This window comes from Paenibacillus dendritiformis (assembly GCF_945605565.1).
Lineage (GTDB): Bacteria > Bacillota > Bacilli > Paenibacillales > Paenibacillaceae > Paenibacillus_B > Paenibacillus_B dendritiformis_A.
This window is the reverse complement of the sequence record NZ_OX216966.1, coordinates 352238-377271: the sequence shown is the minus strand read 5'-3', so window position 1 is coordinate 377271 and position 25034 is coordinate 352238. Positions and strand designations below refer to the sequence as shown.

The 25034-nt window shown below is 56.6% G+C and carries 18 protein-coding genes and 1 pseudogene; 15 read left to right on the top strand and 4 right to left on the bottom strand.

The window, feature by feature from the left end; translation table 11 throughout:
• Positions 1–192: 192 nt before the first annotated feature.
• The 4 genes from NNL35_RS01545 to NNL35_RS01530 all read left to right on the top strand — a co-directional run bounded on the left by NNL35_RS01545 (position 193) and on the right by NNL35_RS01530 (position 6014).
• Positions 193–1029, top strand: a complete 837-nt coding sequence (locus tag NNL35_RS01545) for a sulfite exporter TauE/SafE family protein (protein ID WP_006680082.1) — start codon at positions 193–195, stop codon at positions 1027–1029.
• Entirely contained in the window at positions 1026–1385 is a 360-nt protein-coding gene (locus NNL35_RS01540) for a DUF1634 domain-containing protein (protein ID WP_006680081.1), read from the top strand. The genes NNL35_RS01545 and NNL35_RS01540 overlap by 4 nt, the downstream gene beginning before the upstream one ends.
• A gap of 380 nt (positions 1386–1765) precedes the next feature.
• Positions 1766–4846, top strand: coding sequence for a beta-galactosidase subunit alpha (gene ebgA, locus NNL35_RS01535; RefSeq protein WP_006680080.1), 3081 nt, complete (start codon positions 1766–1768; stop codon positions 4844–4846).
• Positions 4847–4994: 148 nt separating this feature from the next.
• Positions 4995–6014, top strand: coding sequence for a LacI family DNA-binding transcriptional regulator (locus NNL35_RS01530; RefSeq protein ID WP_006680079.1), 1020 nt, complete (start codon positions 4995–4997; stop codon positions 6012–6014).
• Positions 6015–6139: 125 nt separating this feature from the next.
• Here the strand turns inward: NNL35_RS01530 and NNL35_RS01525 are convergent, their stop codons facing one another.
• Both NNL35_RS01525 and NNL35_RS01520 read right to left on the bottom strand, forming a co-directional pair.
• Positions 6140–6751 carry a flavin reductase family protein gene (locus tag NNL35_RS01525; RefSeq protein WP_006680078.1) on the bottom strand — a complete coding sequence of 204 codons (612 nt, stop codon included), beginning with the start codon at positions 6749–6751 and terminating at the stop codon, positions 6140–6142.
• A 131-nt stretch (positions 6752–6882) separates the two neighbouring features.
• Positions 6883–7407 (bottom strand): annotated as a pseudogene (locus NNL35_RS01520) (VOC family protein); the annotation flags it as partial.
• 240 nt (positions 7408–7647) lie between these two features.
• Between NNL35_RS01520 and NNL35_RS01515 the strand changes: the two are divergent.
• The 3 genes from NNL35_RS01515 to NNL35_RS01505 all read left to right on the top strand — a co-directional run bounded on the left by NNL35_RS01515 (position 7648) and on the right by NNL35_RS01505 (position 11089).
• Positions 7648–9033, top strand: coding sequence for a GMC oxidoreductase (locus NNL35_RS01515; protein WP_006680076.1), 1386 nt, complete (start codon positions 7648–7650; stop codon positions 9031–9033).
• A gap of 869 nt (positions 9034–9902) precedes the next feature.
• Positions 9903–10463 (top strand): C40 family peptidase, encoded by a 561-nt coding sequence (locus NNL35_RS01510; protein WP_006680075.1) that lies wholly within the window; start codon positions 9903–9905, stop codon positions 10461–10463.
• A 17-nt stretch (positions 10464–10480) separates the two neighbouring features.
• Entirely contained in the window at positions 10481–11089 is a 609-nt protein-coding gene (locus NNL35_RS01505; RefSeq protein WP_006680074.1) for a TVP38/TMEM64 family protein, read from the top strand.
• A 117-nt stretch (positions 11090–11206) separates the two neighbouring features.
• Here the strand turns inward: NNL35_RS01505 and NNL35_RS01500 are convergent, their stop codons facing one another.
• The gene (locus tag NNL35_RS01500; protein ID WP_006680073.1) at positions 11207–11452 is read right to left on the bottom strand and encodes a hypothetical protein; all 246 of its coding nucleotides are present in this window, start codon (positions 11450–11452) and stop codon (positions 11207–11209) included.
• 150 nt (positions 11453–11602) lie between these two features.
• On the opposite strand from NNL35_RS01500, the gene NNL35_RS01495 reads away from it, so the two are divergent.
• The 7 genes from NNL35_RS01495 (at position 11603) to NNL35_RS01465 (ending at position 20126) form a co-directional block, all read left to right on the top strand.
• Positions 11603–12877, top strand: a complete 1275-nt coding sequence (locus tag NNL35_RS01495; RefSeq protein ID WP_006680072.1) for a Tle-like phospholipase domain-containing protein — start codon at positions 11603–11605, stop codon at positions 12875–12877.
• Between the two features lie 31 nt (positions 12878–12908).
• Positions 12909–13193 carry a hypothetical protein gene (locus tag NNL35_RS01490; protein WP_006680071.1) on the top strand — a complete coding sequence of 95 codons (285 nt, stop codon included), beginning with the start codon at positions 12909–12911 and terminating at the stop codon, positions 13191–13193.
• A gap of 1254 nt (positions 13194–14447) precedes the next feature.
• Complete coding sequence (locus NNL35_RS01485) at positions 14448–15059, top strand: class I SAM-dependent methyltransferase (RefSeq protein ID WP_006676995.1); 612 nt, start codon at positions 14448–14450, stop codon at positions 15057–15059.
• Between the two features lie 64 nt (positions 15060–15123).
• Positions 15124–15342, top strand: a complete 219-nt coding sequence (locus NNL35_RS01480; RefSeq protein WP_006676996.1) for a YwbE family protein — start codon at positions 15124–15126, stop codon at positions 15340–15342.
• An 88-nt stretch (positions 15343–15430) separates the two neighbouring features.
• Positions 15431–16978, top strand: a complete 1548-nt coding sequence (locus NNL35_RS01475) for a DEAD/DEAH box helicase (RefSeq protein WP_006676997.1) — start codon at positions 15431–15433, stop codon at positions 16976–16978.
• A gap of 179 nt (positions 16979–17157) precedes the next feature.
• Positions 17158–18960, top strand: a complete 1803-nt coding sequence (locus NNL35_RS01470) for an MASE4 domain-containing protein (RefSeq protein WP_006676998.1) — start codon at positions 17158–17160, stop codon at positions 18958–18960.
• 125 nt (positions 18961–19085) lie between these two features.
• Complete coding sequence (locus tag NNL35_RS01465) at positions 19086–20126, top strand: serine/threonine protein kinase (RefSeq protein ID WP_006676999.1); 1041 nt, start codon at positions 19086–19088, stop codon at positions 20124–20126.
• A 74-nt stretch (positions 20127–20200) separates the two neighbouring features.
• On the opposite strand, the gene NNL35_RS01460 is transcribed toward NNL35_RS01465, so the two are convergent.
• Positions 20201–22276, bottom strand: a complete 2076-nt coding sequence (locus NNL35_RS01460; RefSeq protein WP_006677000.1) for a vWA domain-containing protein — start codon at positions 22274–22276, stop codon at positions 20201–20203.
• 579 nt (positions 22277–22855) lie between these two features.
• On the opposite strand from NNL35_RS01460, the gene NNL35_RS01455 reads away from it, so the two are divergent.
• On the top strand, positions 22856–25024 hold the full coding sequence (locus tag NNL35_RS01455) for a hypothetical protein (RefSeq protein WP_006677001.1): 2169 nt from the start codon (positions 22856–22858) through the stop codon (positions 25022–25024).
• Positions 25025–25034: the final 10 nt, after the last annotated feature.

The following is a 25034-nucleotide window of genomic DNA, read 5'->3' as shown; positions in this document are numbered from 1 at the left end:
GCAAGCCGGCACGTTCGCGTGCCGGCTTGTCGTATTGATCAGCGTTCTCCGATTCCGATTGCTCCCTTGCTCCGATCTGCGGCCGACAGGCGCGGCGCTTTTTGGGCATGGAAAAGAGCGGTGATTTCGCATTCCTTGGCATCTTATGGGACATCTTAAGGGGATAGGGGAGCGAAAGGGGCATCGGATGAAATGATCATGACGACGCTACAACTGCTGCTCATTTCCCTGGTCGGAGGCACCGTAGGGGCCATACTCGGCCTGGGAGGCGGCATTATAATTACGCCTGCGCTCACGCTTCTGTTCGATGTCGATATCCGGTATGCGATCGGAGCCAGCATCATTTCGGTCATCGCGACATCCAGCGGGGCGGCGATTGCGTATTTGCGCGACCGGCTGACGAATTTGCGGGTCGGCATGTTCCTGGAGGTGGCGACGACGATAGGGGCGGTGACGGGGGCCTTCGTCGCGAACCTGATCGCGCCGAACGTGCTGTTCATTCTGTTCGGCCTGCTCCTGTTGAATTCGGCTTATGGCATGGTGAAGAAGGTGAACACCGAGCTTCCCGAGAATGCGAAGACGCATCCGCTCGCGGCCAAGCTGAGAATGAACGGCTCGTACTATGATAAAGCGCTGGGGAGGCAGGTTGATTATCAGGTGGCCAATGTATACGGCGGATTCGGCGTCATGTACGCGGCTGGCGTTATCTCCGGCCTGCTCGGCATCGGGAGCGGCAGCTTCAAGGTGATGGCGATGGACGTATTTATGAAGCTTCCGCTCAAGGTCTCCAGCGCCACCAGCAACTTCATGATGGGGGTGACTGCGGCGGCGAGCGCCGGAATCTACTTTTTCCGCGGGGATATCGACCCGAGCATTGCCGCTCCCGTCGCTATCGGCGTCCTGGCCGGCTCAACGCTTGGAGCGCGTCTGATGCAGAAGCTGAAGAGCCGCACGATCAGGCTGCTGTTCATACCGATTCTGGGCTATGTCGCCATTGAAATGATTCTGCAGGGGGTGGGCTGGATATGAATTCGAAGGCGGAAGATGTCGAGCTGACGGTCAGCCGGCTGCTGCGGATCGGCGTAGTGGCGGCGGGGCTGTTCATTGCCTTCGGGCTGCTTCTCTACCTCACAACGGGCGAGAGCGGGTATCCGGACGCCAGATTCCCGACAACCGTTGCCGGCGTCGCCGCAGGAGTGGCCGGCTTCAAGCCCTATGCATTTATATCGCTCGGGCTTCTTCTGCTTATTTTAACCCCGGTCTTCCGCGTCGCCGTGTCCATTCTGGTCTTCCTCAAGGAGGGCGACAAGGTATACGCGGGCATCACGGCACTCGTGCTCGCGATTCTGCTCATCAGCTTCGTGCTCGGGCGGGCCGGACACTAATCGGGACACTATTCGGAAGAAGCCGTTCCTCGCTTCTTCCTCTTTTTTGCGGAATTTTGTCATCCTCCGGTTCTGTTTCTTCTCCCTCATTTTCTTTCCTTCTTTCGACCTTTCTCATCATTTAAGTGAAAATGGACTGCTCAGCCGCTGAATTTTAGTAAAATAAATTGACGTACCCTAGACAATTTTGTCAAATTTCGAAGTAAATATTTTAGTAAAATAAATTGATTTTGTTTTACTTCAGTGATACATTTACTGTGTATCCGATGATAAGAGCGAACTTATTTCAGGTTTTTCGTTTTACGTTGTGAAGGCGGAATTTGTAGGAATCTTCTGTTTACGATCACCGCTTGATCAATCTTATGGGGGAGGGTTCATTTATGCGTCGCAGAAAAGTATGGGAAGACATTGATATCGCCCACCGGAACCGGATGGAGGCGAGAGCTCATTTCTACTCTTATCCAAGCCGGGAACGGGCTTTGACGGGCGAGCCGGCGTATACGCATCATTTCAAAAGCTTGAACGGCATCTGGCAGTTCCTCTTCCTGCCCGCGCCGGAATATTCGCCGCCCGGCTTCGAGGCCGCCGAGTATGACACGGCCGGCTGGGACGATATCCGCGTGCCGGGCAACTGGCAGATGCAAGGGTACGGCAATATGCACTACTCGGATCTGTGGTACAACTTTCCGATCCATCCGCCTTATGTGCCGACCGATAATCCGACGGGCATTTATAAGCGTTCCTTCCGGATTGGCGAGGAATGGCTGCGCGACGGGCAGCAGGTCATCCTGCGCTTCCATGGCGTCGATTCGGCCTTCCACCTCTGGGTGAACGGGGCGGAGGTCGGATACAGCAAGGGCGCGCGCCTGCAGTCCGAGTTCGACATTACCGGCTTCGTGCGGGCGGGGGAGAACCAGCTTACGGTCCGCGTATACCAATGGTCGGATGGAACGTATCTGGAGGATCAGGACATGTGGTGGCTGAGCGGCATCTTCCGCGATGTCGATCTGTATGTCCAGCCCCGGAGCGGCATCGAGGATGTGGCCATCGTCACGGCGCTGGATGGCACCTATACAGAAGGCGCCTTGCAGGTGACGGCCAAGCTTCGCCATCCCGGCGAGGACTTCACGCTCGGCTACGAGCTGCTGGACGAGCGGCAGCGGATGGTGGCGGAAGGCGCGGTGCCGGCGGCAGCGGAGCAAGTGCGGTTCGAGGCGGAAGTTGCGCAGCCGAAGCTGTGGAGCGCCGAGACGCCGGAGTTGTATACGCTGCTGCTGACCGTCAAGCGGGGGAATGACATCATCGAGGTCGTTCCGAAGCGGGTCGGCTTCCGCCAGATTGAGCGGCGCGGCTCCACCTTCACCGTCAACGGCGTAGCGATCAAGTTCAGAGGCGTTAACCGCCATGACGCCCATCCGTTGACCGGCCGAGTCGTGTCGCGGGACGATATCGAGCAGGACATCAAGCTGATGAAGCAGCATAACATTAATGCGGTCCGGACGGCGCATTATCCGAACTCCCCGTATTTGTACGATTTGTGCGACGAGTATGGCTTATACGTCATCGATGAGACGGATCTGGAATGCCACGGCTTCGAGCTGACGGGGGACTACAATTGGATCTCCGACGACCCGGCATGGGAGCGGTCCTATGTCGACCGGCTGGAGCGGATGGTGCAGCGGGACAAGAACCATCCGAGCATCATCATGTGGTCGCTTGGCAACGAGTCCGGCTTCGGCTGCAACTTCCGCGCGATGGCGGCCCGGGCGCGCGAGCTCGATCCGACGCGTCTCATTCACTACGAGGGGGATCGGGAGGCGGAAGTGACGGATGTCTACTCGACGATGTACACCTGGCTGGAGCATCCGGAGCGGAAAACGATGCAGCATATTATCGAGAACTCGGACAAGCCGCATATTTTATGCGAATACGCGCATGCGATGGGGAACGGTCCGGGCAATCTGCGCGAGTATCAGGATTTGTTCGATGCGCATGATAAGCTGCAGGGCGGCTTCGTGTGGGAATGGATCGACCACGGAATTCATACCGCAGCGGAGGACGGGCGGGTCTATTACCGCTACGGCGGCGACTTCGGCGACGATCCGACGAACGGCAACTTCTGCATCGACGGCCTGGTCATGCCGGATCGAACGCCGTCGCCCGGCCTGCTGGAGTATAAGAAGGTCATCGAGCCGGTGCGAACGGCCGAGGTCGATCTGGCGCGGGGCATTATCCGCTGCGAGAATAAATACGACTTCGCCTCCCTCGACCATCTCGATCTGTTCTACAGCATCGTGAAGGACGGAGAAGCGATCCGGACGGGCCGGGCTTCGGTGGCCGGCATTGCCGCCCGGTCGGCACGGGAGCTTGCGCTTGATTACTCGCTCGACGATGTAGAGCCGGAGGCGGGCACCGATTATTATCTTAACCTGTCCTATGTATTGAATCGGGACACGGCCTGGGCTTCCCGGGGACATGAGGTGGCCACTGCCCAATTCCTCCTGCCGCTGGCAGCGGAGGCGGTCATGGTGCGGCCGTCGGGCCTGCTGGAGCTGGAGGAGCGTCATTGCGAGCTGATCGTGCGGGGGGAGGACTTCGCCATTACGTTCGATACCGTCAAGGGGCAGATCGCCTCCTGGACGTACAATGGCTGCCGCGTGGTCGAAGCCGGTCCCCGGCTCCAGTTCTGGCGGGCGGCGATCGATAATGACATGTATCTGGTGGCCGACTATAAGCAGAAAACCTTCCTTCATCTGATGCACGAAGTCGTGGAGGAAGTCGCCTTCGAGAGGTGCGGGGAAGAGTGTGTTCATGTCCGGGTGCATACGATGAACGCCCCGACCAACGCTTCATGGCATTACCGGTCGGTGTACGAGTACCGCATCTATGGGAACGGCGACGTCCTGTTCGAGGTGCGGGGCGTTCCCGGCGGCCATCTTCACAATGCGCCGGAGATGCTGCCCCGCATCGGCGTGAAGCTCCAGATCAACAAGCAATGCGAGTTCGCGAAATGGTACGGGCGCGGCCCCGGCGAATCGTACGCCGACTCGAAGGAAGCGAACCGGTTCGGCGTATTCGAACAGACGGTGGACGGCATGTTCACCCCGTACGTGACGCCGCAGGAGAACGGCAATCATACGGAGACCCGTTGGGTCCGGCTGGCGGACCGGTACGGCATCGGCTTGATGGCGGTTGGGTATCCGGGCGTTGATTTCAGCGCTTCCTATTATGAAGCCGGCGATCTGGACGCGGCCAAGCATACCATCGATCTGCAGAAGCGCGACTATATCGTCTTGAACCTGGACGACAAGCAGAACGGACTCGGCTCCAATTCATGCGGACAGAACCAGCTGGCCCGCTACCGCTGCGGCTTCGAGCCGTTCCATCTGAAGCTGAAGCTGTCCGTCTATTCCAATAAACTCATCTCCGATGCCCGCAAAGGGAAGGAAATCATATTGTAAGCAGCCGCGCAACCCGCTATCCTCTAGATAGCGGGTTGTCTGCTTGTATGCCGCGGCAACCGCAAATTATTTACTAAAATGATTGTATATTTACTAAATATCGAAGTACAATGAGGGATAGCAGGCTTATAGACAGGGAGTGAACGGGATGGCAACATTGAAGGATATCGCGGAGAAGGCGATGGTATCCGTCTCGACGGTATCCAGAGTATTGAATTACGATGAGACGCTCTCCGTGTCGGAGGAGACGCGGCGCCGCATCTTCGAAGTGGCGGAGGAGTTGGAATATACGAAGCACAAGCGGGGGGCGCGGACAGAGGAATCCGCCGCTTCGCCCGGGGAATCGGCCGCAGCTGCGACCGTCGGGCTGCTGATGACGTACCCGCGCAGCGAGGAATTGAACGATCCTTATTATTTGACGATGCGTCTGGCGATCGAGGCGGCGGCACGGGAGTATCAGGTGCAATGGTTCGCCGGCTTCCAGGACGAGCTGGAGCTGGACAGCGGCGCGGCTGACGGCTATATCGTCATCGGGCCGGTGCGGCAGGAGCAGGTGAGCCGGCTTGCGGCCGTCACGCCGAATCTCGTCTTCGTCGAGCCGGTGCCGTGGGACAACCGCTTCGATATCGTCATCGCGGATCTTCGCGATGCGATGGAGCAGATGTTGGCGTATGTGCACAGCCTGGGCCATCGGGATATCGCCTACATCGGCGGGCGGGACGACGACGGATATGACGGCGCGGATCGAAGGGAAGAAGCGTATGAGCGGTGGATGCAGAAGCGGGGATGGTATGACCCGCATCGGGTCCGCATCGGGCGCTTCTCCGCAGAAGACGGTTACCGGCTGACCCGCCAGCTGATCGAAGCGGGCGTTCGCTTCACGGCGGTGCTGGCCGCAAATGATTCGATGGCGATCGGCGCGGTGCGGGCGCTTCGGGAAGCGGGGCTGAAGGTGCCCGCCGATATCAGCGTCGCCGGCTTCAATGATATTACCGTCGCCCAGTTCATGACGCCATCCTTGACGACCGTGAAGCTCCACAGCGAATTCATGGGCCGCACGGCGCTGGAACTGCTGCTCGAGCGCATCCGGACGAAGCGCGCTATCAGCAAGAAGGTCATTATTCCGACGGAGCTGATGATACGGGAGAGCTGTGCGGCCGTCCGATAAGGCCAACGTCGGATTACTATACCTCCGGCAGCGCCTCCGAAAAAAAGCGGCCAACCCAGCAACAGGCGATAAGATGGCAACCTGCATACCCAATGGGGAGCCTCGCAAGAGCAACACTGGATGAATTATTCAGGTCGCTCAATCGTGAAGATTTCGCCCAACTTCGAATAGTTGTGGCCAGCGAGTCGGCTTACGGGCTTTAATTGGCGTGCATCAATCCGGCCGTTCTCGTACAGTTCTTCCGCAATATGGAAGCACGCAACTCTTCCGATAATCAAATCGCATGCGGGGGACGAAGGAGTGCCCCCAAGCGCAATCGATTGCTCCAACGTACATTCCATGCGGATTTTGGCTTCTGCTATGCCCGGCACATCAATCTTCTTGCTTGGAAGCGAAGTAAGCTTAGCCAAGCTTACCTCGCTTTCTTCGGGCGGAAGATTGGCCGCCGTCAGATTGATCGCTTCAATGTAATCCTCATCCGAAATATGAACAACAAACGATCCCGTCTCTATAATGTTTCTCGAAGTATCTTTGTATATGCCGTTCTTTCTTTGAACGGATACGGATACCATGGGAGGATTGGCCGAGACGATATTGAAATAGCTGTACGGCGCTGCATTTAGCACCCCATCCCTGGACAGCGTCGTTATGAACGCAATCGGCCTTGGAATAATGCTGCCGATGAGCAGCTTATAATTCTCCCGCTCTGTTTGCGTCTCCGGATAGATAGTCAGCATCGTGTCACCCCTAATCGAGAATATTCTTTAACCTACAAGCGGCCGCGTTAACCCGGAACGCATCAATTGGTGACTGTACTGCTCCCAATCGACGGATATCCGAGGAATGAGCGTAGGCGCTGCAGGCTCCGACCCATCACATTCTCGAGCAATTGGGCGGTTGCTTTCGGATCGATACTATACAGCACCGCTCCCCCGAAGCCTTTAATCGCCTTGTCGACGGGAACGCCGCCAAAAGACCATTTGCTGTTCGGGCCCTCTTCCCGTTCCACGATTTCGAGATGCAGCCCGTCATGATCCGAGAAACGCACGTACTGTTCCCCGAATCTTGCTTCACGAGTCGTTGATACATGGAATGTTCGCAACCGTTCTTCCCAGAAATCCATGGAGCCTACAGGCACGACAAAAGTGGTTACGCCAACTTGCCCGCCGCCGACCCGCCCTTTTCGTCCCGTTTCCCAAGGAAAGAATGTCATAATGGTGCCCGGGCTGCCCGCTTCATTGCCGAAGTAAAAATGATACACCTCAGGGGCGTCAAAGTTAACCGTTTTTTTAACGAGACGAATACCCAATACCCCTGCGTAAAAATCTACATTTTCCTGAGCATTTCTGGCAAACGCCGTAATATGATGAATTCCGGTTGTCTGTTTTTTCATAAGACATGCTCCTTTGCTGATTTATTTTTATGGTTTCCTGTTCCTTCATTTTCGATGAACCGGGACTGGGGGCTTGGAAGTTCGTAAGCTAAGGTCATACAACGAAAATGGGGTATACGAGACAAGGCGCAGGTCATAAAGATGGACTGGAATAGAATTCTTATTGTGAAGGGAGCGGATTACATGTGGGTGTATCCCAATAATTGGATACCGGCCAAATCACTTGAGGAGATGGCCGCTATGTATTATGACGTTCTGATTGTCGGCAGCGGCGCCGGCGGAGGAGCGACGCTTTACCGGTTATGCGAATTATGGAGGAATCAAGGGGCAAGGCGCATCGGTATCCTCGAAAAAGGAGATAAATTGCTTCATTCCCACGCATTAAATGTACCAACCATGAATGTCGACCGCATGCGCGATCAATTGTGGCCTGATAATTCCACGCATATCGGAGCGCGGCTTCCCAGCTTTTCCGGTGCCAGGCTAACGTTTGCTCTTGGGGGCAGGACATTGTTCTGGAATGCGGCATGCCCTCGGCCGGCGGAATTCCAGCTCCAATATTGGCCTATCAGCACGGAAGAATTGGATGTATATTTCCGGCTTGCCGAGCGCGTGCTGCATTGTACGTCAGCCTATGCCGACGGTTCATCCATGCAGGAGGTGTTGATGAACCGGCTTCATGCGCATGGCATACTGGAAGCGACCAATATGCCGCTTGCCATTGATATGAGCGGTTCTCATATGGGGCAGATTCATTCCAACGCTTGGTTCAGCTCCATTCATTTTCTCGCGTATGCCCTTAACGACAAGCCATTCGATCTTGCCTTAAATGCCTATACGACGAGCGTCGTGGTTGAAAACGGAAGGGCCGCCGGCGTTACTGTCGCGTCCCCGGATAAAAGAAAGCATGTCATTCGCGCAAAAAACGTGGTCGTGTCCGCCAGTACGTTGGAAACGCCCCGCATATTGCTCAATTCGGGCATCCAGGGACCGGCAATCGGGCGTTATTTGACCAATCATTCCTTTGTATTGGGAACCGGTAAAATAAGCCGCCGGGAGTTTACAGAAAACATCGGCAACCTTGCGATTTTGAAGCGTGAAACGAGGCATTCTCCCTATCAAATTCAAATCTTGGGACCGAACCAATTTTTCTCATACCAGCAATTCGAGGACAAGGTGCTCCCTGATCAAGTGAGTATAGTATATGCCGCTTTCGGGCTGGTACAGTCGCGGCCGGAGAACAGAGTGTACCTGGATCCGAATCAGCGGGACGAGTACGGAGTGCCTTTGAACCAAGTGGAGTTCAGCTACAGCAGCACAGATCAGCGAGTGATTCAACAAATGCGCGACGGGATTATTCAATCCGCCAATGCAATGGGAGTCACATTGGACGGGGAGCCGGCCTTATTGCCGCCGGGAAGCGATGTGCATGAATCCTGCACATGCCGAATGGGAACGGATCCGGCAACCTCGGCCACCAACCCGTATGGGCAGGTTCACGGCGTTCCCGGCCTTTATGTGGCCGATAATAGCACCATACCGCTGCTTGCCGCTGCGAATCCGACCAATGCTACGGTCGCTTTGGCGATGCGATTGGCCGATCATATTGTCCGTACCAGCAGGTAGACGGAATAGGGTTGGCATGCCTCGCTTAGCGGCCGCTCTCGCATGCTTGGCTTGAAGAATCATACGAGAAGAATCCGGTATCCGGGAAGATTTCTTTATGATAGTATCGACATTGAGATTGGGGCGTTGAACGATGCCGCATATCCTTTAATCTATCTTCAGTAGATCATACGCTTTATGGAGAACATCTTTCCCGGTACACCTGTGAGGGACTGCTGGAATGCTCTTGCTATAACCGTAAGATCCCGATAACATAAATGACCTGCCGAAGAAATGTGGAGTTCTACTATCCTGGCCGCCAGGTGTACAAGCTTCGGCTCGTGGCAAAGCGGCGAGCGGCATGGCAAGATTAGAGCCAATTGCCCGAGAGCCTGCCGTCTCACTATGGATGCAGATTCTGTCTAAGCAGTTACAGCGATCCTTACCGTAATATATAGCAAGGGGCCTGTGATTAATGTTATAATCTCCACAGCAGCCAATAGGCGCAGCAGCAGGAATGGGCCGCTGCGGGCCGTCTCAGGGCCGGAGGTTGGCCCGCCAATGCGAGCTTGCGGCAAGCATGCTGCGAGATCAGTGAGTGTATGATTGTTATACTATCTTCCAACTCGTCCCCGACAATGGTCTAGGTCGAATCTGGTCGCGGGATTGTGTTATTGCACCCGCCACTCCAATACAATAGAAGAGGATGATACACTGGGCCGGGCCGCTGGCAGGGCATCTCACTGTCAGGAAACCAGTTCACGAGCGGTATTATTCTGCATGTACCGGATATGGAAAAACGTCCTGTTCGCACGGCCGCTCCTCGTGAGCAGACGCCGGCAGGAGCTCTTTATTCATTCTATTTTTGAAATTAAAACAGGTTGGTGAGCATGGTGGAAGAGAGAAAGATTTATATCCTTCTTACCGACACGGGCACGATTTTCTCTAAACTTATCCGGCTCTATACGAAGGCGCCGCTTAATCACGCGTCGATCGCGCTCGATTCCGAGCTGCGGGAGGTGTACAGCTTCGGGAGGAAGCATCCTCTCAATCCGTTCTATGGCGGCTTCGTCAAGGAGCGGGTGCAGGGCTACCTCGTTCGGACCGAGGCTCGTCCTACGCAATGTGCGCTCTACTCTTGTACCGTAAGCACGGAAACATATGAACGGATCCGGCTGCGCCTGAAGCAGATGGAGCAGAATCCGGAGCAGTACAAATATAATTTGCTGGGCCTGTTCGGCATCATTTTTAATATACACATCCGCCGGGAGAATGCGTATTTCTGCTCCCAATTCGTTGCCTCCATGCTGCAGGAGCATGGAATGTACGTGGTGGACAAGAGCTGGGTATGGGTGACGCCGGAGGATTTCCGTCATTCTCCTTCCCTGCAGCTCGTCTATCGGGGCGATCTGCGAACCAAAGTGCGTCACAAGAGGCGGAAGTACTCATAGAAGATAAAGGAGTCATCATGCTGGAATGGTTGGAACGTACCTATCACTATTTGTCACAGCTTGATATGGAGCAGATTCAAGCCTTGCTGGAGAAATATTCTTCGCTCGGCCCCATCCCGGGCATCGCCCTGCCAATGGTAGAGGCACTGCTGCCCTTCTTGCCGCTGTTCATCATCGTCGCGGGCAATGCATCCGCATACGGCTTGTGGCTCGGCTTTATCTATTCATGGATCGGTACGGTCGCGGGGGCGCTGCTCGTCTTCCTGGCCGCGCGCCGGTTCGGGGGGAGATTCAGCACCTATTTGTCAGCGAAATACCCGAAGGCGGAGCATTTCTTCTCCTGGATTGAACGCAAAGGCTTTACGCCGCTGTTCCTGTTGTACTGCTTTCCGTTCACCCCTTCCTTCTTCGTCAATATCGCCTCGGGCGTAAGCAATGTGCCGAAGCGGATATTTGTCGCCGCCGTCGTGCTGGGCAAAGGGGTTATGGTATTCATGATGTCCTTCGTCGGCCATGATTGGCAGGGCTTCATCTCTCATCCGTGGCGTCTGCTCGTGGCGGCAGCGGGATTGTTCCTGCTGTGGTTGCTTGGCAAAAAGGTCGAAAAGCGCTATCAAATCCAATAACCGGGCGGACGTCGTCCGATCTTGATCACATTCAACATCCGCAAGCCTGCCGCCTCTCGAAGGTTCAGGCTTGTTCTTCTATCTCCGTAAAATTCAATGAGGGCCTAGTCAGGGCCCTCATTCTTCCGGTCTAACCGTACTAATCACTTCGAATGTCTTATAATCCACCTGGGCATAAACTTCCTGATCCGGCTTGCCGTGAACATTCCCGTACAGGGCGAGATAGTCGGACACATATTCAGGCTGGAACTCATGCCTCGTCCAGTCGACCTCCAGGCCGTACTTCTCCTTGAAATATTGCGTCCCGACGGCCATCGCCTTGTCTGCCTCCGCTTGCCGCTGCTCCTCTGCAGGCTGTTTCATTTGCGCACCACATCCTATAAGAAATGCAAACATCAGGAACAAAAAACCTGTAAAGAGGAAATTTTTTCGTACCAATGGCTTCACTCCTACAGGAAATCTTCTATAATAAAATATTATAACATCCAATTTTATGAAATAAAAGGAGCGTATATGGCGAAAGGAAACCATATTTCTGACAAGGATTATGTACGCATGTCCGGCTCCGCCTATGATGACCTTCCCCCAGGCCGCTACGACGGAGCCGCAGGATCGTGGAATGTCATCGAGCCGAAGGGCGCCAAGCTTCATGACTCCTACTCCGGATTCGATGCGGCCGTCTTCCGGAACAAGGATACGAATCAGATTGTGGTCGCCTTCCGCGGGACGGAACCGACGGGCGGATTATCGCGCACCGTTCCCGACGTGCTGACGGATTATCACGATATCGTCAAGGGGCGCTTCAAGGAGCTGGAGGAGACGTACAGCTCTCCCGTCAAGACGGCCGTGGCGTATTTGAACCCGTTCCGGAACGCGGGGTCGGAGCATATTCAATACAGCACGAATCAGTTCCGGCGGGCGGATCAGCTGGTTGAGGCGCTGAAGGAGAAGTATCCGAATGCGGAGATCTCCCTGACCGGCCATTCGCTGGGCGGAGCGCTGGCCCAGTACGCGGCAGCCAAGCATCAGGTCGAAGCTGTCACCTACAGCGCGCCGTCGGTCATGAACCTGCTGCCGGAAGATTTGGCGAAGCAGGCCAAGCAAGGGGGATTCGACGATCTGATTACGAATTACGTCAACCCGAAGGATGCGATCGGAGCGGGAGCGCTCAGCGAGTACGAACGGCATGTCGGCTCCACCTACTATATCAACGATGACTACGCCGCCGCCAACCAGGAATATGAAGGGGCGATCGGTGCGGCCCGGCGTCTGAAGGAAACGCCCTTCGGCGTAAATCATCACTCCATGAAGCACTATAAATTCGACGAGGACGGCAATATCAGCAATGAACTGGTGAACCGGCTGACAGGGGAGCGGCTGAATGCTTCGCCTCGTCTTCCGCTGATTGATCGTCTCGCCCCGGATGCGCTGCCTGCCCTGTTCGCGAGCGCGATGGGCCATCCGCTCTTCGCTCCCCTCCAGGCGTCCGGCCTGCCCGGCGGATCGGGAGGCGGGCTATTGCAGCTGCGGCCGCAGGAGCTGATGCAGGTCGCCCGCACGCTGCAGGGCCATGTGGAGCAGTTCCATCATGAAGCGGGGGCGGCGCTCTGCACGATTGCGCAGCTGCTGCATACGAGCCAGAGCCGGCGGCTCACGGCCATTACGGAGGCCGCCAGCCAGGATCTGCGCAGCACGAAGGAATGGTACGCCGCAGCGACCCGCGATATGGCGGAATATATTGGGCGCAAGGCGGAGGAGTTCCATCAGGCCGATACCGGCCTGGCGTAACCATGAGGACTGACGAAGGAGGCGCTAATCGATGCAGCATCGCATATTGGCCGAGCTGAATGACCTGCGCCGCTCTGTCCGGGAGATGGAGCAGCTCATTCAGCGTCTGGCCCAGAATGAACAATATATTCACGGGCAGCTGCAGCGGATTGCCGATTGGAAGGGCGAATCCGCGGCGGAGCTCCGGGAGCGGTTCATGGCGTTCCGCCAGGAGCTGGCGGCCCGGCAGCAGACACTGCGCCTACGGCAGCAGGAGATTGCCGCTTATATCGCGGACATGGAGCGGGCAGACGCCTCTGTCGGACGGCTAGGTTAGCCTCGATCCGCTGCCGGGCGGATGGGCTGTATCGGGGTGAGCGGACGATGGCCCCGGAAAAGCGCGAGTAAGATAGAGAAGGACCCGTCATGGCGGCGGGTCCTTTTGGTGTGTTGGGTTGGGGAGTGGCCGCGCTAGAGCCTTAATGAGCAGAAGAACAAGGGGAAATATGGAATCCTGCAATTTTACATCATTTTGTTCCTGCAGCGGGTATATTCGGTGAAATTTCTGCAAAACGGCAGCTTTTCTCTCGTTTATCCGAAATTCTAGCTCAAATGGCCGTAATTCCTGCACATTTCAGGCTGTTGAGAAAGTCCAAGGGATCTTGTGGCACTTCATGTTTTTTATGTGGTCGATCTCGTCTCTCCGTAGAAAAAATCAATTTAAAACGCTATGGGTGCCGAGTTTTGGGTAGGAAAATGGATAATCTCCCCCCCTTCGTAAAAACAGGGGGTTTCCAACAGCCTGAAAACTGCACCATTTCCCTAGACACGTCTATCCGGTAGGCGAAATCCGCAAAACTGCACGATTTCTCCAGACACGCCTGTTCGGTAAGCGAAATCCTGCGTAAATACAGCAATTCGATACGGACGACTTTACCAGAATGGGAATCCTGCAAAACTGCAGGAATTTCACCCGTTTCACTCCGACTTGAAGCAAAAGGGCCTAAAATGATGCAGATTTGCAGCAATTCCTTGGGATGTGGACTCATTGAGCCGAAATTCCTGTAAAATAGCAGCAATCCCTCCACACGTTCAAGTCCCAGGAGGCAATGATGACTCCTGAAGGCGATGATGCCCCCAGGATCCGACGCGTTCTCTTGGATCCGTAAAATAAGGCCATTGAGAAGTCTATAGGAACATTTCCCCACTTCATTTTTTATAGAGTAGAGCTCGTCTCTCCGTAGAAAAAATTCTGAGTGCCAAGTTTTGATTGTATAAAGGGACATCTCCACCCCATGATAAAAACAGGGGTTTTCCAACAGCCTGCACATTTGCAGGATTGCTCTTTTCAAAAAGCGGTTCCAGTGAAGATCCTGCATTTTTAAAGCTTTTGGGGGAAGCTGAATGTAAAGGCGGGTTCAATAAATGCCGGGGCAGGGGAAGAAAGGGACGGTATCCGTCCAAGGGCGGCGAGGACAGCCAGTCATTCTTAATTTGCCGTCTGCCAGCCGGCCCTCGCACCTTGAATAGTGGCATTTTTCCTTGCTTTCCTGTAACATGGGGAAAATAAAACGGAATCGAGCGTGAATAGATGCTGGAATGGACGGGGGAGCGGATTATCCCCAAGCTGATGAAGCCGACGAACGGGATGCTGCTGGAGCATATCGCCCGCTATTATTTCGCGACGCCGTATGCCCGGGGCAGGGTGCTCGATATCGCTTGCGGGACCGGGTACGGTTCCCATCTGGTCGCGAAGGAGCGCAAGCGGGAGGTGGCGGAGATTGTCGCCGTCGACAATGACCTTCCGACCTTGCAATATGCACGGCGGGAGTACCATCATCAGAAGGTGACGCACGTCGAAGGGGATGCGACAGACCCGGAGCTGCCCGGCAAGCTGGGCACCTTCGATACGATATTGAGCTTCGAGACAGTGGAGCATGTGGCCGACGATCGGCAATTGATGGACAACCTGTACCGGATGCTCAATCCGGGCGGCGTCCTGGTGCTGTCGAGTCCGTTCGGCAGGGGGAGAGGAATGCCGACGAACGAGCCGTTCCATGTGCATCAGCTGACGCCGGAGCAATTCGCGGAGCTGTTCACCCGGTTCGCGGAGACGGATATTTACTATCAGCGCGGCGTCACGTTCGAGAAGCCGCGGGAAGGGGTGCGGTATTTCATCGGTGTCGCCGTGTGCCGCAAGTAGAGGGCCGCATCTGAAGAGGCGCCCGGTCTGACCGGGTGGATGCGTGCGTGAAGGAGGGAAGCATATGGAGCAGAGCGGTCAGCAGCGGGCGAGCATCCGCCCCGGCCTCGAGGTGGATATTGTCCTGAAGCAGGATCAGCGCACCGGCAAGACAACCCGGGGCGTCGTCAAAGATATTCTTACGAATTCGGCCTATCATCCGCATGGCATCAAGGTTCGCCTGCAGGACGGGCAGGTCGGCCGGGTGAAGCGGATTATCGAATCCGGCGATTCGGCACAGTGAAATCAATGAATCAATGAATAGCAACAGAGAAACCGATGCGTAAGCATAGCGAAGAAATGAGGTGGCCTGTCTGTCAGGCTTTATACCATTGGGCATTCGCCAAGAGTGGGCGAATCGATTAACGAAGCAAGGCATTACGGCGCCGACGCCGATTCAGATGCAAGCGATCCCTGCCGCGCTGGCTGGCCGGGATGCCGTGCTGCAAGCACAGACCGGAACGGGGAAAACGCTGGCGTTCCTGCTCCCGATCCTGCAGCGGATCGATCCGGGGCAGCCCCATGCGCAGGCGCTTATCGTCGCGCCGACGCGCGAGCTGGCCCTGCAGATTACGGCAGAGGCGAAGAAGCTGACGGACTCCGCCCCGGATGGAAGCGGAGGTATTCATGTGCTGGCCGCTTACGGAGGCCAGGATGTGGAGAAGCAGATCCGCAAGCTGCAGGGAGCATGCCAGTTGGTTATCGGCACGCCGGGCCGCTTGACCGATCATCTGCGCCGGGGCACCTTCGACGGCTCCGGCATCCGTATTCTCGTGCTGGATGAGGCCGATCAGATGCTGCATATGGGCTTCCTTCCCGAAGTGGAGGACGTCATCGCGCACACGCCGTCCAGCCGGCAGACGCTGCTCTGCTCGGCGACGATGCCGGAGCCGGTCCGCGCGCTCGCTGCGCGCTTCATGCGGTCGCCGCTTGATATAAGGGTGGAGGCGGAGCAGGTGACGGTGAAGGACATTCGCCAGCTCGTCGTAGAGACGACGGATCGGGCGAAGCAGGAAACGCTGTTCCGCCTCCTCGACGAGCATCGGCCTTATCAGGCCGTCATCTTCTGCCGCACGAAGCGGCGGGCCCAGACGCTGTATGAGGCATTGAAGGCGAAGGGATACGATGCGGACGAACTGCACGGCGATCTGACCCAGGCGGTGCGGGAGCAGGTGATGAAGCGGTTCCGGCGGGCGAATGTGCAGCTGCTGGTGGCGACCGATCTGGCCGCACGCGGACTGGACGTGGAAGGAATTACGCATGTGTTCAATTATGATATTCCGCATGATGCGGAGAGCTATATTCATCGGATCGGCCGGACGGGCCGTGCGGGCGGAGCCGGATGGGCCATTACGCTGGCCGCGCCTCGGGATGAGAGTTATCTCGCTCTCATCGAGCAGGTCATCCGTATGAAGCTGCACCGGCAGAGCCGAGGCGGCCCGTCCGGCGGGCGCAGCGAGAACGAGCGCGGCGAGAGCGGACGCGGAGCCGCACGGCGCGGAAGCGAACGGGGCATCGGTGCACGCCGCGCGGCAGATGCGGGGCCGGAACGCCGCAGAGCCGGTGGCGGCACGGGCGGCCGACCTGGAGCGCGCCGCGGCCAGGAGGAAGGCCGCGGCGAACGAACGCAGCGGCCGAACCCGGCCCGCGCGGGAGCCGGCGCAGAGCGTCCGGCAGACCGTCGGCGGAAGGCCGACGGCCGGGCGCAAGCCGAGCGGGGCAAGGGCGGCCGTGGGGCGGCCCAGGCTGCCCGCCGCGGCCATGCGCCGGTCACCGCGGGCGGGGGGAAGCGGGGTTCGTCCGCGGCTGGACAACGCTCCGGGCGGAAGGCCGCGCCAGGACCGGGCAAGAAGGGGAAAGCGCCGCGCAGACGGAAGTAATGCGCGCTGTGGGGCGGCGCCCAAGCTGAACTGCATAGGATGGATGCCGGACCGGGCGCTCCAGCGATTGGGGGCCCGGTTTTTCCTTTTCACAGACGGATAGTATGTTACTATGAGAGTAAGATGTGACACGATTCGACGAAATGAGCCATTGACTGACGAAAGGTTGATTCCACTCCATGCTGCGCATGCGTGACCCGTTAACGAGTCTGATTAACATTCCGGCAACAGCGGTGCAGAGAAAGACCGCCCTGTCTATCAGTATCGGGGTGTTCGCCGTCTCGCTGCTGATCAGCCCCTATGTCGACATGCCGCTGCCCGAGGTCCGGCCGTTCCTTCCCATTTTTATTGCCTGGATTGTGTTCGGGAATTTAATGACGGCTTACTTGCTGTATGTCCAGTTCCGGGCGACGGGGTATAAGCCGATTCTTCTGCTCGCGGCTGCCTTTTTGTTCGCCGGCTTGATTACGATCCCGTATCTGCTGACCTTTCCGGGCATTTTCTCCGCTACGGGTCTGCTGCATGCAGGACCTCAGACATCGGTCTGGTTCTGGGTGATCTGGCATGCCGGCTTTCCGCTGGGCATTATTCTGTACACCTATAGTCTCCGGAAATGGAAATCGGCCCAGACCGAGCGCAGGGAGAAGGCGACGGTCGCAGCCATCTTCGGTGCTGTGGTGCTGCTTACTGCGGTTCTGGCGTACCTGCTTGGGCAGTTCCGGGACGAGCTGCCGGTTGTTATCGAACAGAATCATTACCGCCTGGTGATAAGCTCGGGAATCGGCCCCGTGCTGTGGCTTCTCAATCTTCTTGCCCTCGTCTATCTGTATATCGCCACGCGCGCGCAGAGCTTGCTGCATCTGTGGCTGACGATGTCCGCGTTTATGTTCTGGATGGACATTAATCTGACGCTGTTCGCCGGAGAGCGGTACAGCATCGGCTGGTATGCCGCCCGCATCAATTCCTTCATCTCCTCGACGGCGCTGCTGACCGTGTTCTTCCACGAGCTGAACCAGCTGTATGTCCGGCTGATTCATTCGCAGACGGCGCTGAAGCAGTCGCAGGAGCGGGTGGAGACGATATTGGACAGCATTACGGATGCCTTTTTGGCCGTGAATCAGAAATGGGAATATACGTATATGAACAAGGAAGCGGAGAAATATACCGGTCTTGACTTCGAGGCGGTCAAGGGCCGCTCGATCTGGACCGTCAACCCTCTCTTGTTGAAGAGCAAGATGTATGCGATGTCGCATCAGGTGATGGAGCGGGGCGAGCCGGCGGAACTCACGGAGTATGACAAGCAGCAGGAGCGCTGGCTGGAGTTTCGGATTTTCCCGACGGGGCAGGGCGTGTCGGTCTATTTCCGCGACGTGACTGACCGCATCGCCGCCGAGGGAAAGTTGAAGGAAGCGAACAAGAAGCTTCAAATGGCGAATCGGCTGCTGACCGATTTCTCCTACACCGATGGCTTGACGGGCGTGTACAACCGCCGCTATTTCGACTTGATGCTGCAGCAGGAATGGGAGCGGATGAAGCAGGAGAACCGTCCGCTGTCGCTCATCCTGCTCGATATCGACGATTTCAAGCGATATAACGACACATACGGGCATCTGGCGGGGGACGAATGTCTCCGGCAGGTGGCCCAGGCGGTCAAGGCCGCGGTCACCCAGCCGCTGTCCATCGCGGCCCGGTATGGCGGCGAAGAATTCGCCGTCCTTCTGCCGCATACCCCGGCTATGAATGCGACCATTGCCGCTGAGGCGATCCGGCTGCAGGTGGAGTCGTTGACCATTCGTCATGAGGCGTCCGAGGTGAGCCATTTTGTGACCTGCAGTCTCGGGGCGGCCACCTGGATCCCGGGACAGCAAGAGCATTGTCCTGATCCGCAAGCCCTCGTGCAGATGGCGGATCGGGGATTGTATGCGGCGAAGAGGGACGGGCGTAACCGCGTGAGGATGCAGGGGAACGGCCCGCCAGGATGAACAGGCGGAGGCGAAGCTGCCATAGAAGGCATCTTGCCCGGCAGGGCAGGATGTTTTTGTCGGAATAGGGAGCAATCAGCGGAATGTTGACAAGGAAATAGCAAATGTTAGGAGATCTTGCTACAATGGAGGAAAGTACAGGCACAGCGCCGGATATTGGCAGGGGCATGCAGGCGCGGACGGCGGAGCGGGGGAATCAGGTGGCACAGACGGTCAACGAGTCGGCCTTGAAGCGGAATACGAGGCTGCAGAACAAGTATCGGATAGGAAAAGTGATGTCGAGCGGCGAGCTGTCCATCGTCTATAAAGCGAGACATATCGAGAGCGGGTCATGGTGCGTGATCAAGGAATTTTTCCCGCAAGCCTTGGCACGCCGGGATCGGGATCGGCGCTCCGTTCGCTGCCGTGTGCCTGGAGCGAGGGCGCAATTCGAGGAGCAGCGGGATATCTTCGCGAAGGAAGGGCCGCTGCTGGAGCGGTTGAGTCATCCGTGCATCGTCGATTATGTCGATCAATTCGAAGAGGGCGGAACAGTCTACCTCGTAACGGCCTATTGCCCGGGCATGACGCTTGCACAATATATTCGAGAAGGCCAGGCGCCGTCCCAGGCCCGCTTCTACAAGGAGACGATGCTGCCGATCATTGATGCGCTGGAATATATACATAGACAGGGCCTGATTCACCGGGATATCAAGCCGGGGAATATCATTATCGATCGGGAAGGAAGACCGAAGCTGATCGATTTCGGATCGGCGGTGCATTATGAAGCGGGCGGGAGGCAGCCGATCTTCACGACGGCGGGCTATTCGGCGCTGGAGCTGTATTCCGAGACAGCGCGGCAGGATCCGACTGCCGATATATACAGCCTGGCGGCGACGCTGTACTTCTGCTTGTGCGGCCAGCCGCCGCTGGATGTGACTCAGCGGCTGTTCCGGGATCAGGTTGAGCCGATCCGGCAGCGGAGCCGGGGCACGACCCCTCTGCTGGCCCGGGTCGTTACGAAGGGATTGGCCATCAACGCCCGCAAGCGCCCGGCCTCGCTGAATCCGTTCCGGATCGCGCTCTATGCGGAGCATCTCAAATGGGCGCTGAAGGAGAGGCTGCAAGGTCAACGCCTACCGGATCAGGCGGCGGACCAAGAGTCGATGTCCCGGGGCGGGAGCTAGCGTGCAGCGGATACTTATGAAGCGATAACAGAAAGAGCCGGGGCGGATGCCCCGGCTCTTCCCCTATCCGCATATCAGCTCGATTCCGGCAGTGAATGCGAACGTCCTGTGGAGACGGCGCCTGACTTGAGCGGCTTATAACGAAGCTCGATCTCGGTCATGCCGTCCTCGAACGTCACATAGATTTTCTCATTATATTGCACAACTTCCTTCTTGCCCTTCGGAATCGGCGTCCGCCCTTTGTCCACCGCGCAGGATGTATGGTGAACGACCCGCAGCACGCCCTCCTTCCCGGGCTCCAGCAAGATGCGGTCCGCTTCCGGCAGCGGCTCATGAATGTCGAGGCTGCGGAACAGATCAGCCAGGCTGACCCGGCGCTTGTCGAATGAGGACAGCGGCCAGAAGGCGACCGGGATGTCATTGCCGCTGGCGGTATTCAGGAAGTAGCCCTCCAGCCGCCCGGCGAACTTGGGCCGCGGCCGCAGCCACAGGTAGGCCGCGCCGCCGATCAGCGCCGCGATCAAGATGCCGGCTCCGATCTGAAGCGGCCGCTCCCAATAGGACCTAACCGTGAAGGCCAGCGTCGAGACGGCGGTGCCGCCTTCCGGATCGGAGGCTTGCACGGCAAGCGAGGCATCGCCTGTCTTCCGCGGCATTACAACAAGCCAATTATCCTCGATATAAGCGCCTTCCAGTTTATTATCCGTTGGCGGCTGAAGCTGGAAGGTCAGTGCATCCCCGTTCGGATCGCGGAACCATTCTCTCAGATCGATGCGCACTTCCCCATCTTCCTTGGTCAGGGAGAGGGGCGAGGCTTCGACCGCTTCCGGCGGCAGGTTCTCCACCTTCCGTTCTATCTCCGGGCTCATGCGGTAGAAGTCCGGGCCATGCAAATAGACATGCCAGCGGTACGAACCGGATTGGCGGAACACATAGTCCCCTTCGAATCCGTTCCCCTTCCTTGCCAGCGGAGTCCGTTCCTCTTCGCCGGAGTCAAGATAGGTTACGACAAGTTCCGCTTGCATCGTGTCGAATACATGCGGATCCTCCAGCCGGGAACCGTCGGGATGCTGCAGGTATGATAAAAATTTCGTATTTTGCCCTTTTATAATTTCCTGGGACTCAAGAACCAGTTCCGGTCCCAAACTATAGTTCCCGAGCAGATTCACTTTGACGAAATCTCCCGGTTTGCCCCGCAGCTTAATCACCAGTTCACCCTGTTCGGGGCGGATGATTTTCATCAGACGGTATTTATTCGACTCGTACAGGCGCACGTTTTTGGAGCTGTAATACAGCTGGGATTCCCGCAGCGGATGCGAAGACAGCAGTATAATATTCGCTTCGCTCATGCTGGAATTCGGAATCGGCACCTTCACCTCCTGAAGCTCGCCGGTCGCCGTTACCGCTGCGACCGTTACGAGAACGGACTGAATCTGGTGGGCGAAGATTTGATTGAAAATATCGGGCAAATCATCCGCACTGTCGGTAATGAATGATGTTCCGCCCGTCTGCTTGGCGATCCGCTCCAGCTCTTCCTTGTTGACCGAGCCGTCGTGGTTCAGGCCGATCGTGTAGATGGGATAGCCTTGCGATTGGGCTTGCTTGATGACGTGCTTCACGTCCCGGTTGGAATCCTCCACCGTTCTTCCCCGGGACGCATAGCCGAAGTCGGTGCCGCCATCGGACAGCAGAATGAGGAACGGCACGCCGCTCTTCTCCTTGTCGGAGGCGAGCATTTCCGCGCCCGTGCGCAGGCCGAGCCCCAGATCGGTATAGCCGTAGCGCGGCATATGCTGCAGCTTCTGCTTCAGCTTCGCCTGATGCCCGGGCGAAGCGATGGACGTCAGCGGCTGCGTCTCCACGATGCGGTCGTTGTAGGCGACGAAGCCGATCCGGGTCTTGGCGGAATCGCTCATATCCATGAACATGTTAATGACCTCGGCAGCGATGCCGTCCTTGTCGGTCTCGTTCATCGAGTAGCTGACGTCCAGGACGAAGACGGCGTCGATCCCTTGCGAGGCCGCGTTGGCGGCCGGGCTTGCGTCCTTGTCGGCGGCGAATGCGGGCACTGCGCCGCCCCCGCTGCTCCACAGCACGAGCAATGCGATGGCAGCCGCCAGCCCCTTGAACAGTCCGCTGTGCGTAGACATCGTTTTATTCATCCTATCACCTTTTCCTGTAAATGGTAGATTTATGGTCATCTAGGAACCTCGCAGCAATCCTTACAATTCCAAATAATAGAATCGGTTTCTCGCAGGCAATTCTAAATAGCTTTTCCACGATTCGACTTTTGTTGTCAAAGAAAGCCTAGATTTTTGGTCCAAAAGTCCCGATTCGAAGACTCATTGACACATTGAGGAAAATATTTTTAAGATAAAGTCGAATAAGCTCGATTTCCATATTTTTTCGTTCGTGCGAAAGATTGCCGCTCGAAAAATGTAGTTCCATGCGATTACCTGAGATTAGTCATTATTGTCCAATTCGTCATGGGGCGTGAATCCTGTTTGTTCACGGAAAGAGCCTTTATACTCAATTGGAATCCGAGGGGAATTGCGTCTCCTGCCTTATGCCGGCCGCTTCCTCTTGCGGGACAGGACGTTTGCCCGGCAGGGCGGTGTCCGCTTCGCCCGAAGCAATACATGCATCAAGCGATAGAAAGGAGGAGCATATGATTGGCAAGCCGGCTGCGGCCCACGCCGTAACCGCTTGACATCATGTTGCTGAACGACATGGACATCATTAACCAAACGAACCGTGCCATGCTCTTCGAGGAGATCAACCCGGAGAAGCTGGATCTTCTGACCATCGTAGGCGATGTCAGAGGGATTGACAGTCTGAGCGACGACAAAATCAAGGAAGTCAACGAGCATCTGCTTGTCCGCAGCTTCGACGAGTTCCTGGACAAGTTCTCCCCAAGCGTATACTCATTCTTCAATGCTGCGAACCAGAAGGTGATGTACACGCTGAAGAAGCCGGAGGGGATCGCGGACGACTGCATTTCGGAGATCAAGATCGACCAGAGCAATGATTTTCTGAAAATGCTGTTCACGCTCATTGACACGAAGCGCAGCCAGGGCATCACCAACGTCGACTTCAAATTCGAGAATCTGCTGGACATGATCTCGCCGAAGAAGGTGATGGACGACATCCGCCAGGTGCGGAAGGAGATTCATTACTTGTACACCCAGTATGACAAGCTGGACGAGGGAGATCCGAAGAAGCTCGATCTCGGCGACAAGCTGAACACGATGTTCGAGGATGCGAGCAAAAATTACAATAACGTGATGGCGATGCTTCCGCTCGCGATCGAAGATATCAAGACGCGCCTCCTGCTCGGCGGCTCGCGGGAAGAGAATCAGGCGGAAGCGATTCAGATCGGGATGCTGACGATCGGAGACGCGGGCGAACTGAAAATTATCGAGGCGCCGAAGAGCGAGAGCACCGAGCTGATGCTGATGGATGACAATAGCAGCACCGGGCTGGCTACCGTATTCGAGGAAGATTACGAGTCGATCTCCGAGACGCCGTCCTCCTACGTGAAGGACCTGGTCGTCCGCACGTTCTGCCCGCTGCCTGTGGTGCAGACCGAGGTGGATGTCGAGACGGAAGTGCAGAACTACAACACCTATCTCGAGTTTTACAAGAATGCGAAGGACGATTTCGTGAAAACGGTTAAACCGCTCGTGGAGAAATTATTGGGCGTCCGCATGTTCTTCGACCAGTATGCGACCAAGAATAAAGGGATGCAGCCGTCGATGCTCATCACGAACGCAACGCTCGACATGACGGTGAAGAGCAATAATATTCCGCGCCTGGAGACGTACCTGAACACGGTGAACTCCAAGAACGAATTCGCCGACACGATCTGGTTCGGCATCGTGCCTTCGGTTGAGCTGGAATCGGCGGGCAAGGTGAAGGTGACCCGCGAGCGCTTCCGGGGCAACGGGAAGGCCGTGAAGCAGGAAGGGAACACGATGGAGTCGCTGACGATGCTGCTTCAAGTCGTCAAGGACTACAAGGTTCAGGTCTTCTTCAGCTTCGAATCGGGCGAAGAGACGACCTTCAGCAGCATGGCGACCTCCGGTCTCGACAAATATATCGACAAGTGCAGCGTCATGGTGCGCAAGGATTACAGCGAATTCGCCATTCCGTGCGTCCCGAACTTCACGGTTATTCCGAAGGACAAGTCCGGCGTCGTCATCGACAGCCGCATGCTGCAGACGGAGCATGGCGTTCAGCTGTCCAAGGAGAAGGAGGATATTCTCAAGCTGTGGATCGAGGGCGTCTATATTGGGGCCGCTTACGTTGCCGCCGGCATCGTGGCTGCATACCAGTGTCCGGAATATTTGCGTGAATCGTTCAAAAACGTAAGTCGGGAATATCCGGGTGTGAGATTCGATATCGAGGCAAGCGACCATGCGCTCCGCGCCGTCACGACGATGGCGAAGGAGATTACCGGCTTCACGAACAACATCAAGGATGCGATTAACCGGAAAAACTTCGGCTTCGTCTTCTCTTCCGAGAATGCGCAGCTGCAGGACAAGGACATCAAGCGCATCACGGTGTACAAGGCGAGAAGCATGGCGATGACGGAGGGCGGCTTCGATCCGCTCTATAAGACGCTGGTCAGCACGTACATCGAGCGCATTCTCCGCTTCCAGACGGGCGACTTCAAGCATGAGAACATCGTCAAGTTCTTCAGCAACAACCCGAGCAGCCAAAAGAGCAAATGGCTCGGTACGCGCGGCTATGTCAACTCCATCATTCAAGATGGCGACGACATGTCCTATATCATCGATGACAAGAGCAATCTGTGCCACATCGATCTCGTGTTCAATGGCAATGTGAAAAATCTTGAAGTCATGATCACGAAAGGCACGACGCCGGTCAAGGCGTGACCCGTATGGC

Excerpts from the sequence above, each read along its gene's own strand:
- NNL35_RS01465 (WP_006676999.1), top strand. The coding sequence starts at position 19,086 with ATGGAGGAAAGTACAGGCACAGCGCCGGATATTGGCAGGGGCATGCAG.
- NNL35_RS01455 (WP_006677001.1), top strand. The coding sequence starts at position 22,856 with ATGGACATCATTAACCAAACGAACCGTGCCATGCTCTTCGAGGAGATC.
- NNL35_RS01495 (WP_006680072.1), top strand. The coding sequence starts at position 11,603 with ATGGCGAAAGGAAACCATATTTCTGACAAGGATTATGTACGCATGTCC.
- NNL35_RS01500 (WP_006680073.1), bottom strand. The coding sequence starts at position 11,452 with ATGAAACAGCCTGCAGAGGAGCAGCGGCAAGCGGAGGCAGACAAGGCG.
- NNL35_RS01530 (WP_006680079.1), top strand. The coding sequence starts at position 4,995 with ATGGCAACATTGAAGGATATCGCGGAGAAGGCGATGGTATCCGTCTCG.
- NNL35_RS01480 (WP_006676996.1), top strand. The coding sequence starts at position 15,124 with ATGGAGCAGAGCGGTCAGCAGCGGGCGAGCATCCGCCCCGGCCTCGAG.
- NNL35_RS01460 (WP_006677000.1), bottom strand. The coding sequence starts at position 22,276 with ATGTCTACGCACAGCGGACTGTTCAAGGGGCTGGCGGCTGCCATCGCA.
- NNL35_RS01525 (WP_006680078.1), bottom strand. The coding sequence starts at position 6,751 with ATGCTGACTATCTATCCGGAGACGCAAACAGAGCGGGAGAATTATAAG.
- ebgA (WP_006680080.1), top strand. The coding sequence starts at position 1,766 with ATGCGTCGCAGAAAAGTATGGGAAGACATTGATATCGCCCACCGGAAC.
- NNL35_RS01545 (WP_006680082.1), top strand. The coding sequence starts at position 193 with ATGATCATGACGACGCTACAACTGCTGCTCATTTCCCTGGTCGGAGGC.
- NNL35_RS01540 (WP_006680081.1), top strand. The coding sequence starts at position 1,026 with ATGAATTCGAAGGCGGAAGATGTCGAGCTGACGGTCAGCCGGCTGCTG.
- NNL35_RS01515 (WP_006680076.1), top strand. The coding sequence starts at position 7,648 with ATGTATTATGACGTTCTGATTGTCGGCAGCGGCGCCGGCGGAGGAGCG.
- NNL35_RS01505 (WP_006680074.1), top strand. The coding sequence starts at position 10,481 with ATGCTGGAATGGTTGGAACGTACCTATCACTATTTGTCACAGCTTGAT.
- NNL35_RS01485 (WP_006676995.1), top strand. The coding sequence starts at position 14,448 with ATGCTGGAATGGACGGGGGAGCGGATTATCCCCAAGCTGATGAAGCCG.
- NNL35_RS01510 (WP_006680075.1), top strand. The coding sequence starts at position 9,903 with ATGGTGGAAGAGAGAAAGATTTATATCCTTCTTACCGACACGGGCACG.
- NNL35_RS01490 (WP_006680071.1), top strand. The coding sequence starts at position 12,909 with ATGCAGCATCGCATATTGGCCGAGCTGAATGACCTGCGCCGCTCTGTC.
- NNL35_RS01470 (WP_006676998.1), top strand. The coding sequence starts at position 17,158 with ATGCTGCGCATGCGTGACCCGTTAACGAGTCTGATTAACATTCCGGCA.